11 protein-coding genes and 1 tRNA gene are annotated in these 11,795 nt (G+C 67.0%); 5 read left to right on the top strand and 7 right to left on the bottom strand.

Annotation, left to right across the window (positions count from 1 at the left end; all coding sequences use genetic code 11):
• The first annotated feature begins 14 nt into the window (after positions 1–14).
• Positions 15–1,223, top strand: a complete 1,209-nt coding sequence (locus P7L68_RS05925) for an ABC transporter substrate-binding protein (protein WP_372003432.1) — start codon at positions 15–17, stop codon at positions 1,221–1,223.
• Between the two features lie 22 nt (positions 1,224–1,245).
• Here the strand turns inward: P7L68_RS05925 and P7L68_RS05920 are convergent, their stop codons facing one another.
• From P7L68_RS05920 to P7L68_RS05900, 5 genes are all read right to left on the bottom strand, one after another.
• Positions 1,246–2,442, bottom strand: a complete 1,197-nt coding sequence (locus P7L68_RS05920) for an FAD-dependent monooxygenase (RefSeq protein ID WP_372003430.1) — start codon at positions 2,440–2,442, stop codon at positions 1,246–1,248.
• A gap of 20 nt (positions 2,443–2,462) precedes the next feature.
• Positions 2,463–4,583, bottom strand: coding sequence for a TonB-dependent receptor (locus P7L68_RS05915; protein ID WP_372003428.1), 2,121 nt, complete (start codon positions 4,581–4,583; stop codon positions 2,463–2,465).
• A 109-nt stretch (positions 4,584–4,692) separates the two neighbouring features.
• A complete protein-coding gene (locus tag P7L68_RS05910) occupies positions 4,693–5,580 on the bottom strand; it encodes a helix-turn-helix transcriptional regulator (RefSeq protein WP_372003426.1) in 888 nt (295 codons plus the stop codon).
• Between the two features lie 86 nt (positions 5,581–5,666).
• On the bottom strand, positions 5,667–6,140 hold the full coding sequence (gene queF, locus P7L68_RS05905; RefSeq protein ID WP_372003424.1) for a preQ(1) synthase: 474 nt from the start codon (positions 6,138–6,140) through the stop codon (positions 5,667–5,669).
• Positions 6,141–6,307: 167 nt separating this feature from the next.
• A tRNA-Ala gene (locus P7L68_RS05900) sits at positions 6,308–6,383 on the bottom strand.
• 199 nt (positions 6,384–6,582) lie between these two features.
• On the opposite strand from P7L68_RS05900, the gene P7L68_RS05895 reads away from it, so the two are divergent.
• From P7L68_RS05895 to P7L68_RS05880, 4 genes are read left to right on the top strand one after another with little or no spacing between them, the layout of a single operon-like run.
• Positions 6,583–6,897: a YggT family protein gene (locus P7L68_RS05895; RefSeq protein ID WP_372003423.1), complete on the top strand. Its 315-nt coding sequence runs from the start codon at positions 6,583–6,585 to the stop codon at positions 6,895–6,897.
• Between the two features lie 4 nt (positions 6,898–6,901).
• Entirely contained in the window at positions 6,902–7,258 is a 357-nt protein-coding gene (locus P7L68_RS05890) for a DUF167 domain-containing protein (RefSeq protein ID WP_372003421.1), read from the top strand.
• A 27-nt stretch (positions 7,259–7,285) separates the two neighbouring features.
• Positions 7,286–8,182: a bifunctional methylenetetrahydrofolate dehydrogenase/methenyltetrahydrofolate cyclohydrolase FolD gene (folD, locus tag P7L68_RS05885; protein ID WP_372003420.1), complete on the top strand. Its 897-nt coding sequence runs from the start codon at positions 7,286–7,288 to the stop codon at positions 8,180–8,182.
• A gap of 31 nt (positions 8,183–8,213) precedes the next feature.
• Positions 8,214–8,792, top strand: coding sequence for a 2'-5' RNA ligase family protein (locus tag P7L68_RS05880; RefSeq protein WP_372003418.1), 579 nt, complete (start codon positions 8,214–8,216; stop codon positions 8,790–8,792).
• A 78-nt stretch (positions 8,793–8,870) separates the two neighbouring features.
• On the opposite strand, the gene P7L68_RS05875 is transcribed toward P7L68_RS05880, so the two are convergent.
• Together P7L68_RS05875 and P7L68_RS05870 are read right to left on the bottom strand one after the other, a co-directional pair.
• The gene (locus P7L68_RS05875; protein WP_372003417.1) at positions 8,871–10,286 is read right to left on the bottom strand and encodes a homospermidine synthase; all 1,416 of its coding nucleotides are present in this window, start codon (positions 10,284–10,286) and stop codon (positions 8,871–8,873) included.
• 195 nt (positions 10,287–10,481) lie between these two features.
• Positions 10,482–11,702 (bottom strand): argininosuccinate synthase, encoded by a 1,221-nt coding sequence (locus P7L68_RS05870; protein WP_372003415.1) that lies wholly within the window; start codon positions 11,700–11,702, stop codon positions 10,482–10,484.
• Positions 11,703–11,795 lie beyond the last annotated feature (93 nt).

Genomic DNA, 11,795 nt, shown 5'->3' with positions numbered 1-11,795 from the left:
GGAGGCAAGATGTCATGAAGATGGTCATCGACGAGATCCGGAAGACGACCCGCCGCCGGGTTCTGATCGCGGCGGCCGTGGCGGCGGTGATGGCCCTGCCCGGGGCTACGCTGTTCGGCAGCAGCGCGGCCGAAGCCGCCGACAGCGCCGTGATCGGCTATTCCGGCCCGCTCTCGGGCGGCGCGGCACTCTATGGCCGCAACGCGCTTCGCGGCCTGGAAATGGCCGCCGACGATGTGAACGCGGCCGGCGGCATGGATATCGGCGGCCAGAAGGTGAAGCTGGAGATCCAGTCCCTGGACGACCGTTACCTGCCCAACGAAACCGCGGTCAACGCCCAGCGTCTGGTCTATCAGAACGGTGCGCGGATCGTGTTCATCCCCCATTCGGGCGGTATTCTGGCGGCGCAGGGCTTCAACACCAAGGGGCCGCAGAAATTCATCATCGGCGCCTATACCAGCGAGCCTGCCATCCTGAAGCAGGGCAACCCGCTGCAGATGATGATCCCGCCGCGCTATAATGCCCTGTTCAAGCCCTATGCCGAGGCAGCGATGAGCCGGTTCGGCAAGCGGCTGGGCATGGTCCCCGGCACCCACGCCTATGCCAAGGAATGGACCAAGGGCTTCAGCGCCACCTGGAAAGAGATGGGTGGCGAGGTGCTGACGGATAATGCCGTCGACTATCGTACCACCACCGACTTCTCGGGCGCGGTTGCCAAGGCACTGTCTGAAAAGCCCGATGTCCTGTTCATCGGCGGCCCTTCGCAGCCGACCGCGCTGATCGTGCAGGCGGCACGCGAACAGGGCTTCAAGGGCGGCTTCGTGATCATGGATCAGGCCAAGCCCGAGGAGATGGACAACATCGTCCCCATCGAGATGATGAACGGCCTGGTCGGCAACCTGCCGCTTGAATACTACCCCTCGAAGAACGCGCCGGCCTTCATCAAGAAATACCAGGAGAAGTATGGCGCCAACGAGGAGGCCGTGGCGGAAATCGGTCTCAACTACACCGCGCTGATGGTCTTTGTGCGGGCAATGGAACTGGCCGGCACCACCGAGGATCCCGAGAAGATCATGGCGGCACTGGCCGAAGCCTCCAAGACGCTGCCGGCAGAACGTAATCCTTATGAACTGACCGGCGTGGATGCCGACAACAACATGGCCAGCGCCTTCCAGATGACCGTGGTTGAAAACGGCAAATACGTGCCGCTGCCGTTCAAGTGATCCAGCCGGCCGCGGAGCCTGATCATGCGTCGGTGATCAGGCTCCGCGGCATCAACCCCCGGCTCTCCAAAGCGAAGACCGGAGCCGAGGTCAACACCGGCAACAGCAGACGGCGGAGCAGCAATGCCCTCCGGCTGGCCGGGAGGTAGTGCGGCCCGACCCGCCGTGCCGCCCGTTGCAGGCGATCGACCACCGGCCGCAGCTGCGCCTCATATGCCGCCGTCGCGTCATGGATTGCGTTCAGCCGGGCGAGTTCCCGCGCCAGAATCCAGGCCCCCGCCATGGCCATGGACGTGCCCTGCCCGGACAGGAACGAGCCGCAATGAGCGGCATCCCCCAGCAGCACGACCCGCCCTGCCGACCAGCCGGGCATGACGCTTTGGGCCACCTGATCGACATGAGCGCGGGACCAGTCTACCGATCCCTCCAGAGCGGATCGGATCAGGGGTGCTGCCGGCCCGTTTTCCAGGAACAGATGACGAAGCAGCGGCACCAGAAGCGCCGGATCACGTGGCGGCCGGTCGTCGGTCCGCCAGCAGAACAGGGCTGCGGTCCGCCCCGCCTCGGTCGCATAGAACAACGCCTGGCGGCCGATGCCCATGAAGCCCGCAAAGCCGTTCCCCGGTATGTCCAGCCCGGGCATGTGCCAGGCGGCAACGGAATAGCCGAGAGGCAGAACGGCCCCGACCGCCTTTGAGCCGAAGGCGAGATCACGTGTCCGGCTGCGGATGCCGTCCGCCGCGATCACCAGATCCCAGCGGCCGGTTTGCCCGTCTTCGAAGCGGGTTGTGACACCCTTCTCGTCCTGATCGAGGGCGGCAATGCTGCGGCCACGCTCCGGCGCCAGATCATGGGCTGCGGCAAGATGCTCCTCCAGGATCGCAACCAGACGATCGCGCCCCAGCACCACCAGCTTGCCCCGGGCCGACCGTTCCAGCAGGGCGCCGTCCCGGCGCACGATCAACCGCCCGTCGAGATCATGATAGCAGAGCGGCCCCAGCTCCATACCGGCGGCGCGGATCGCATCGAGCACACCCAGGCGCGCCGCCACATCCCATCCGTTCTCGTGAACATCGATGCCATAGCCGGTGGTACGGGCAGCGGGCGCGCGTTCGATCAGCACGGGCCTGCAGCCGCGGGCTGCCAGGCAGGCAGCCATGGTCAACCCGGCTGGCCCCGCACCCGAGACCAGCACCTTCAGGCGGGAAAGATCGGTCATGGCGAAGCGGCCTCCCTGCCTCAGAAGCGCAGCACGCCTTCAATGCCGACGGTGCGTGGCTGGCCGGGAATGGCGTGGATACCCGCCGCCTGCTGTGCGGCCAGTGCCCGATGGGCCGTATCGAACAGATTGGCGACCCGCACGAACAGGCCCCAATCACCGCCGTCGATACCGCTGCGCAGGTTGACGAGGCCATAGGCGGGCTCACGCATGGTGTTGGCGGCGTCGTAATAGAAGGCGGACCGCCAGTTCCAGTCGATCCGCGCCACCGCATCGGCCGTCTCCGTTACCGGCTCACGATATTCGGCGCCGAGCGACAGGCTGGTCCGCGAGGCAAGCGGCTGACGGTTTCCGTCACCATCGGTCCCGACAGTGACGTTCGGATAGTCGGTGAAGCGGGCATCCAGCAAACCCAGTCCGGCAAAGAGATCGAGCCCCGGCAGTGGCCGGGCCGTCAGCTCGAACTCGGCACCGATGCTGCGGGACCGGGGTGCATTGGCGATAGAGAGCGCATAGCCGTCGAAGGAATAGACCTGCTGATCCCGCCAATCCATCCAGAACGCCGAAGCTGCAAAGCCCAGCCGGCCGTCAAGCACATCGCCCTTCACGCCGATCTCATAATTCCAGGCGCTTTCCGGATCATAGGAAAGGTCGGCGCCCTGGGCGAAGCTGACATTGAAGCCACCAGCCTTGTAACCACGGGAGATGGTGGCATAGAGCCGGGTTTCGGAGGTGAGAGCCCAGGACGCGCCGACGCGCGGTGACAGATCCGTCCCGTCGATTCGCGTCGACCGGGTCTGACCGGGTGCGCCCAAAGTCATGCCGGGTACATTGGAGCGATGATCATAGTCGATCTCGCGCCGATCCCATCCGGCCCGCAGGCCGGCGATCAGGTCCAACCGGTCGGTCGCATGCCAGGTGACATCGCCGAAACCGGCAAGCGAGGTGCTCTCGATCCGCGACGTCGTACCTTCGCGATAGGGAAAGGGAATGGCCGGCTGACCTGGAAAGAGCACATCGGCCGGAAGAGCGGTGGACAGCCCGGTATATTCGTAGCGGTCGTCCCGCGCCCGGAGCAGGAAGACGCCACCCGTCCAGTCCAGAGGGCCACCCGATGCCGATACCAGCCGGATTTCCTGGGTCATCTGGTCATGGTCGCGGTCATAGCCGTTCACCCGCAGCGGCGAGGCTGTGAAGTCGCCGCCATCACCCCGCGCATCGGTGCTCCGCCAGGCCGTGACGCTTTCGACCGAGGCCCAATCCAGATCATGGGAGAGCCGCAGCGATGCGCCCGATGTGTCGAGTTTGCCATTGAACGGGATGGCCTGATTTACCCCCTCGTCCCAGACACGCTCATAGTCGCCATAGGCGGCAGGGTTGGACCGGTCACGCAGATGATCGACGGCAAACAGCACCTCCGTCGCCTCCCCCGGCCGCAGAAGCAGCTGCGCTCTGCCGGCCAGATCATCCATATCGGCCGGATCACCGGTACCGGCACGATTGTCGACCCGGCCATGGGCCAGATCCCCCCGAGCCGACAGGCGGAGGGCAGCGTCGGTGCCAAGCGGGAGATTGAGCGCCGTTTCCGCCTGGCGGGTGACATCTTCGCCAAAACCCAGACGCAGATAGCCGCCGGCACCGGCCTCCGGATCAGGCCGGTGACTGCGCAGATTCACGGCGCCGCCAAGGGCATTGCGGCCGTAAAGCGTCCCCTGGGGCCCGCGCAGGATCTCGACCTGTTCCACGTCGTAGAGCGGCACCTGGAAACCGCCATCGCTGCCGATGAAGACGTCATCCATATAGATCGCCACAGCCGGGTCGACACCGAAGGCCGTCGACGAGACGCCGCGGATGGAGACCGTGGCAGCATCCATGCCACCACGCTGGCTGCGCAGGTCGGTATTGGGCGTTGCCTCGAAGGCATCTCCGAGATCACGGATGCCACGCGCCTCCACTTCCTCACCGGTGAGGGCGCGAAGGCTCACCGGCACCTCGACGGCCGCCTGCGTCCGGCGCTGGGCCTCCACCGTCAATGCCGGCAGTGCTTCTGCGTCGGCGGCGTCCGCCGCCCGGGCCGGGGCGTCCACGATCAGAGGCACGGACAGGAGCAGAACGGGAGAGAGGGGCAGGGAACGGATCATCAGGCACCGCCGTCGAGGAAAGGACGAGACGCCCGGATCATACTGCGTATGAGATGCAGTCGCGTTCACCGCGACCTCTGTGAGCGGATCATTCCCGTTTGAGGGCGGCTCACGCTTCCCCGCGCGAACCGGCGCCACTACGCAAGCTGGACGGCGTGCAACCGAAGCGGCGGCGGAAGGCGGTGGCAAAATTCGCCGGATGGTCATAGCCCGCGCGCCAGGCGACCTCGGAAACCGACAGGCCGTCGCGGAGCAGATCCCGGGCAAGGATCAAACGGCGGGAGGCGATATAGCCCCCGATACAGCCACCGGTCACCGCGCGGAAATCCCGCTTCAGCTTGGCAACGCTCACCGCGGACTCGGCCGCAAGCCGGGCGAGGCTGCCGGCCGAGCCCGGGTCGGCATCGATTCGGGCAAGCAGTGCCTCGATCCGGTCGCGATCCCGCGGCCTGAGCCCAGGGGTCCGGGCAACGGCGCCGCTGCCCGGCAGATCGGCCATCGCAGCAACCAGTTCAAGCAGAAGGTCGAGCGCACGGGCTTCGGCATGCAACCGCCCGAGCGCACCGCCGGCAGGTGGCGCCAGCACGCTGCCGGCAAGATCCAGCAACCGGCGCGCCGCCGGCCGACGAACCAATCGCGTCGGCCGGTCGATCGCCTCACGCAGGGCGTCGAGAGTCTCATCCGCATCAGCCGCGCCCGGCCCGTCGAACCAGGCCGGCACCACCGCCAGATCTACCACGCGCACCGGCCGGCCGGAGGCAAGACGGGTCCGGATCGGCCGGCGGCTGGCGCCGACAGCCAGCCCCATGCCACCTGGCGCAAAACCGGTGTCGAGCCCGGGTACCAGGCTTTCGCCCAGACCGTCGAGCGCCACTGACAGGCTGGCGACCGGAAAGCTGGTGCTCTCCACCACCGTCGGCGCATCCAGGGTGAAATCCGTCGTGACCAGGAACAACCCCGGCATCACCTCACGGATCGCAGCACATGCTTCTGCCATCGCCCTCTCTCCGACCATCCGTCGCGCCCGGGCGACAGGATAGAGAGATTGCGACTGATTCTCAATTCATCAGGAATACAGCTGGATCAACCTCGCCCGCGATAAGGCGGCACGCCCTGGTCGGGAATCCAGAGATCCGCCGGCACCGGACCGGTGGCGTAGAACACGTCGATCGGGATGCCGCCGCGCGGGTACCAGTAGCCGCCGATCCGCAGCCATTCCGGAGCGAGCAGCTCCGCCAGACGCTTGCCGATACCCACGGTGCAGGCTTCGTGGAAGTCGCCGTGATTGCGGAAGGCGTGCAGATAAAGCTTCAGCGACTTGCTCTCCACCAGCCAGTCGCCGGGCACATAGTCAATCACCAGATGGGCGAAGTCCGGCTGGCCGGTGATGGGGCAGAGCGACGTGAATTCAGGGCAGACGAAGCGCACGGCATAGCGCGTGCCCGGATGCGGGTTGGCCACCCGCTCCAGCACGGCCTGATCGGGCGAAGCCGGCAGATCGGTGGTCCGGCCCAGCTGTTCGAGCCCGGCATAAATGGTTTCGGACGGTCCGGTCACGGCATCACCTCTCCTGGGCGGCGCCAGTGCCTTCAGGGCGGCTGCCTTCAGGGCGACGCGCCCCCCGGAAAACACGGAAGCCTCGAATGCGAACGGCCGGAAGATGATCGGCCGCAAACACGAAAGGCCGGCATATGCCGGCCTTTTCGTCGCGTTCAAGCGGGAATTGGTGGAGCCGAAGGGAGTCGAACCCTCGACCTCTAGAGTGCGATTCTAGCGCTCTCCCAACTGAGCTACGGCCCCGCACCCGCCCCGCCGGCAGCCCGTCGGGCACCGGTGGTGAACGGCGCGGATATTGGCGTGAGGTCGGGATACTGTCAAGCGCCTCTCTCAGAGAATCGTCACAATCGACTGGCCGCCCGCAACGGCTGCGCTATACTCCGCCCGACCCGTCAGAACGCCGCATCGGACATGCGGCAGCCCGAGTACGAGGGAGCCCCGCATGGCGTCGCTTCTCCAAGGCCTGCTCTTCCTGTTCAATGCCGCCATCGAGATCTACACCTGGATCCTGATTGCGAGCGTCATCCTGAGCTGGCTGGTGGCGTTCAACGTCGTCAACACCAACAATCAGGTCGTCTACACGATCGGCAGTTTCATTCACCGGATCACCGAACCGGTGCTGCGCCCGATCCGCAACGTCCTGCCCAGCCTCGGCGGGCTCGACCTGTCGCCGCTGGTCCTGCTGCTGCTGCTGAACTTCCTGAAGATCGTGGTCAACGGCTGGCTCGCGCCTTATGCCTACGGGATGATGTACTGATCCGATGAGCGATGACATCACCGGCATGGCGGCGCCTGCGGTTGAACGCGAAGGGCCGGCCAATGTCTCGATCTTCGTGAAGGTCCAGCCCAAGGCGCGCAAGGCCGCCATAGAACCTGCCCGCGATGACGGCCATGGCCGGATGCGGCTGCAGGTCAAGGTGACCGCCGCCCCCGAGGACGGCAAAGCCAATGCCGCGGTCGAACGGCTGGTCGCCGAGGCGCTGGGCATCGCCCGCAACCGGGTCCGCGTCGTCCAGGGTGTGACCGATCGTGCCAAGCGACTCGGCATCGAAGGCGAGGGCTTCGCCGATGCCGAAGACATCGCCGCCCGCGCCCGCGGCCTTGGCGGCGACGCCTGATCCGAGTTCCAAGGAGATATCAGTCTCATGGCTTCAGCTGAGCTGATCGACGGCAAGGCCGTCGCGGCCGATCTGCGTTCCGCCACCGCGGCCCGCGTCGGCGGGCTCTACGCCCGTCATGGCATCCGCCCCGGTCTGGCCGTGGTGCTGGTCGGCGAGGACCCGGCAAGCCAGGTCTATGTCCGCAACAAGCATCGCCAGACCGAAGCAGCCGGCATGCGCAGCCTTGAGCACAAGCTGCCTGCCGACACCTCCGAAGCGGCCCTGCTCGACCTAGTGGCGCAGCTGAATGCCGATCCCGAGGTCGACGGTATCCTGGTCCAGCTGCCGCTGCCCCGCCAGATCGACGCCCAGAAAGTGATCGAGGCGATCGATCCGGCCAAGGATGTCGACGGTTTCCACCCGGTCAATGCCGGCCGTCTCGCCACCGGCCAGCCGGCCCTGGTGCCCTGCACGCCGCTCGGCTGCCTGATGCTGCTCGACCGGACCCTCGGCCAGAACATGGCCGGCCGGCATGCCGTGGTGATCGGCCGCTCCAACATCGTCGGCAAGCCGATGGGCCAGCTGCTGCTCGGCCGCGACTGCACCGTCACCATCGCGCATTCGCGCACCAGGGATCTGCCCGAGATGGTGCGCACCGCCGATATCGTGGTCGCCGCCGTCGGCCGGCCCGAGATGGTCCGCGGATTCTGGATCAAGCCGGGTGCGACCGTGATCGATGTCGGCATCAACCGCCTGCCGCCGGCGACCGAAGGCGGCAAGGACCGCCTGGTCGGCGACGTCGCCTTCGACGAGGCCAGGGCGGTGGCGGCGCATATCACGCCCGTGCCGGGTGGCGTCGGCCCCATGACCATCGCCTGCCTGCTCTCCAACACACTGCAGGCCGCCTGCGCCCGGCGCGGCATCGACATGACCCGGCTCTGAGCAGGGTATCGCGGGAGGGGAGCGACGGCCGATGCTCTATGTCCTCTGCCTCCCGCGCTTCGCCGCTGCTGATGCCGCCCGCATCGATGCCTTCCGCCGCCGCCACGAACCGGCGCGGGCGACCCTGGTGCCGCCGCATCTGACGCTGGTGTTCGGCGCGGCCATCGCCTGTCGCCCGGCCCTTGAAGCCACCCTGGCTGCCCTTGCGGCCACCGCACCGGCCTTCGACCTGACACTGGGCGATCCGCATGCCCATCTGGACGACACACGGCGCGAATACGCCTTCTATCTGCGTACTCTCGACGGCGCCGGGCCGCTCACCCGCCTCCACGCCGCCCTGCATGACGGCCCCGGCCTGCCGACCCGCCGCCCGGACACGCCCTTCGATCCGCATCTGACCCTGACCGGCGCCGCGGAGGCAGCCCCGGTCACGGCTGCTGCCGCGGCTTTCGCCGCCGACGCCTGGCCGTTGCCGGTCCGGGGCCATGTGGACGCGGTAGACATCATGCAGCTGGCGGAGGGATGTCTTGACCGTGTGGCGCATGTCCCCCTTCTCGGAACGGAATCGACCGGAAAGGCTCCGGCCTCCGCTCAGGGTGTACGGCCGTAGAACCGGGCCAGGCGAAAAGAAAACCCGGCCCGCAATCGCGGGCCGGGCTTTGTCGTCAGAACCGATCCGGACTGCGGATCAGCGCACGATGACGTTCTTGAACGCCCAGGGCTCGTTCCGGTCCAGATCCTCGGGGAAGAGGGTCTCGCGGTCCTGAAGCGGGGTCCAGTTGGTCCAGTACCCGGCCATGGTGCCGAGATAGGGGGTCGAGATCTCAAGAATACGGCGCTCGTCGATATCCTCGGGCTCGACCACGCCGGCATTCGGGTTCTCGATTGCCCAGATCATCGCCGCCAGTACCGACACCGTCACCTGCAGGCTGGTGGCGTTGTTGTGCGGGACCAGCTCGCGGGCCTCGTCGATGGTCAGCTGCGAACCGTACCAGTAGCTGCCCTTGGCCGGGCCGTTGACCAGCACGCCCAGTTCGTCGACGCCGCCCGGCTGGGTCTCGTTCATCAGAATACGAACGCGGGGCTGCAGTTCCCAGTTCTTGCCGGCGAATTCGTGCAGCGACAGCACGGCTTCGTCGCAGGGGTGATAGGCGTAGTGGCAGGTCGGCCGATAGACCACCTCGCCCGCCTCGTTGCGCAGCGTGTAATAGTCGGCGGTGGAGATCGACTCGTTATGGGTGATCAGCCAGCCGTGGATCGGGCCCTCGCTCGGCACCCAGGTGCGCACGCGGGTGCCGGCACCCGGACGCATCAGATAGATCGCGGCATCGCAGCCAAACTCGTGGCGGCGGCCCTCCGGCGGCAGCTCGGGCTCATGCGTGCCCCAGCCGAGTTCCGACGGCTGGCAGCCCTCGCCCACGAAGCCGTTCACCGACCAGGTGTTGACGAACTCGCCACGCTCCTTGGGCGGCAGGCCCTTCTGGGTGTCGCGCTCGGCGATATGGACGACCTTCACGCCCAGATCCCGGGCCAGCGCCGCCCAGCCTTCGCGGCTCTCGGGCCGCGTCGCGTCCATGCCGCTCGCCTTGGCGATGTCCAGCAGCGCCGCCTTCAGGAAATGCGACACCAGACCCGGATTGGCGCCATGGGCGATCACCGCGGTCGGGCCGGCACCCAGCTCGCGCTTCACGTCGAGCGCGCTCTCGCGCAGCGCATAGTTGCTGCGCTGCGAGGGGGTGAGATCGGGGTCGGTATAGCCGCCCGGCCAGGGCTCGACGCAGGTGTCGACATAGAGCGCACCCAGCTCCCGGCACTTGCGGATCAGGGCGACGCTCGACACCTCGACCGAGACGTTGCACAGGAAATCGCCCTGGCCCAGCCGCTGCTCCAGCTCGGCCACATAGTTCTCGCGGGTCAGCGCCATCTTCAGGAAGGTGACGCCGTATTCCTCCGCGACGGCCTTGCCGGCATCGTCGGGCGAGATGATCGTGATCCGGTCCGGGGTGATGTCGATATGGCGCAGGATCAGCGGCAGGACACCCTGTCCGATGCTGCCGAAGCCGAGCATCAGCAGGCGGCCGGGAAGCGCGGCGTGCTTGGTCATGATGCGAAATGCACTCCTTGGGAGACGCCGGCTGCGCCGGCCGTCCGTCCGTCCGCGGATGCGGACAGTCAGTTCTCTATGGAACGGCGACGCGCGCGGCTTGTCCACCGCGCGCGTCACAGATTTCAAGGCTTTGTCATCAAGCGACGCGGGCGGGACCGGTTCATGGAACCGGCGCCGCCCCGCCGGGTCCGCTCAGCGGCGGTCGCCGCGGCGGGCGCCGAGGCGCAGGCGCAGGCGCAGGGCATTCAGCTTGATAAAGCCCTGGGCGTCGCGCTGGTCGTAGACCTGGTCGGCCTCGAAGGTCGCAAAGGCCTCGTCATAGAGGCTCTTCGGCGACTTGCGGCCGACGACGATCACATTGCCCTTGAACAGCTTCAGCCGGACGGTGCCGGTGACGTTCTCCTGGCTCCGGTCGATCAGCGCCTGCAGCATCTCGCGCTCGGGCGAGAACCAGAAGCCGTTATAGATCAGCTCCGCATAGCGGGGCATCAGCTCGTCCTTGAGGTGCGAGGCCCCGCGGTCGAGGGTCAGGCTCTCCATCGCGCGATGCGCGACCAGCAGGATGGTGCCGCCCGGGGTCTCGTAGACGCCGCGCGACTTCATGCCCACGAACCGGTTTTCGACCAGATCGAGCCGGCCGATGCCGTTGGCGCCGCCCAGATCGTTCAGGCGGGTCAGCAGGGCCGCAGGCGTCAGCGCCTCGCCGTCGATCGCGACCGCATCGCCCCGCTCGAACGAGATCTCGACATAGGTCGGCTCGTCAGGGGCCGCGGCGGGCGAGACCGAGCGGGTGAACATCTCCTCGTCCGGCTCGACCCAGGGATCTTCCAGGGCGCGGCCTTCATACGAGATGTGCAGCAGGTTGGCGTCGGTCGAATACGGCGCCTCGCCGCGCTTGCCCTTGGCGATCGGGATCTGATGCTTCTCGGCATAGTCGATCAGCCTGGTGCGGGAGTTGAGATCCCATTCGCGCCAGGGCGCGACCACCTTGATGCCGGGCTCGAGCGCGTAATAGCCGAGCTCGAAACGGACCTGATCATTGCCCTTGCCGGTGGCGCCATGGGCGACCGCATCGGCGCCGACCTGACGGGCGATTTCGATCTGGCGCTTGGCGATCAGCGGCCGGGCGATCGAGGTGCCGAGCAGATAGACGCCCTCGTAAAGGGCATTGGCGCGGAACATCGGGAAGACGTAATCGCGCACGAACTCCTCGCGCAGATCCTCGACGAAGATCTCGGAGGCGCCCATCATCTCGGCCTTCGCGCGCGCCGGCTCCAGCTCCTCGCCCTGGCCGAGATCGGCGGTGAAGGTGACGACCTCGCAGCCGTAATTCTCCTGCAGCCAGCGCAGGATGATCGAGGTGTCGAGACCGCCGGAATAGGCGAGGACGACTTTCTTGACGTCGCGGCTCATGATCTGAAGCCCCCGGGAACGACAGGATGTGGGCGGAAGGTGCGGGCATCGCGGCGGCAGGAACCATGCGGACGGCCGCAAGCGCGCCGCCCA

This window comes from Tistrella mobilis (assembly GCF_041468085.1).
Taxonomy (GTDB): domain Bacteria; phylum Pseudomonadota; class Alphaproteobacteria; order Tistrellales; family Tistrellaceae; genus Tistrella; species Tistrella mobilis_A.
This window is presented reverse-complemented; position numbering and strand designations above follow the sequence as displayed.

Excerpts from the sequence above, each read along its gene's own strand:
- P7L68_RS05925 (WP_372003432.1), top strand. The coding sequence starts at position 15 with ATGAAGATGGTCATCGACGAGATCCGGAAGACGACCCGCCGCCGGGTT.
- P7L68_RS05920 (WP_372003430.1), bottom strand. The coding sequence starts at position 2,442 with ATGACCGATCTTTCCCGCCTGAAGGTGCTGGTCTCGGGTGCGGGGCCA.
- P7L68_RS05915 (WP_372003428.1), bottom strand. The coding sequence starts at position 4,583 with ATGATCCGTTCCCTGCCCCTCTCTCCCGTTCTGCTCCTGTCCGTGCCT.
- P7L68_RS05910 (WP_372003426.1), bottom strand. The coding sequence starts at position 5,580 with ATGGCAGAAGCATGTGCTGCGATCCGTGAGGTGATGCCGGGGTTGTTC.
- P7L68_RS05895 (WP_372003423.1), top strand. The coding sequence starts at position 6,583 with ATGGCGTCGCTTCTCCAAGGCCTGCTCTTCCTGTTCAATGCCGCCATC.
- P7L68_RS05890 (WP_372003421.1), top strand. The coding sequence starts at position 6,902 with ATGAGCGATGACATCACCGGCATGGCGGCGCCTGCGGTTGAACGCGAA.
- folD (WP_372003420.1), top strand. The coding sequence starts at position 7,286 with ATGGCTTCAGCTGAGCTGATCGACGGCAAGGCCGTCGCGGCCGATCTG.
- P7L68_RS05880 (WP_372003418.1), top strand. The coding sequence starts at position 8,214 with ATGCTCTATGTCCTCTGCCTCCCGCGCTTCGCCGCTGCTGATGCCGCC.
- P7L68_RS05875 (WP_372003417.1), bottom strand. The coding sequence starts at position 10,286 with ATGACCAAGCACGCCGCGCTTCCCGGCCGCCTGCTGATGCTCGGCTTC.
- P7L68_RS05870 (WP_372003415.1), bottom strand. The coding sequence starts at position 11,702 with ATGAGCCGCGACGTCAAGAAAGTCGTCCTCGCCTATTCCGGCGGTCTC.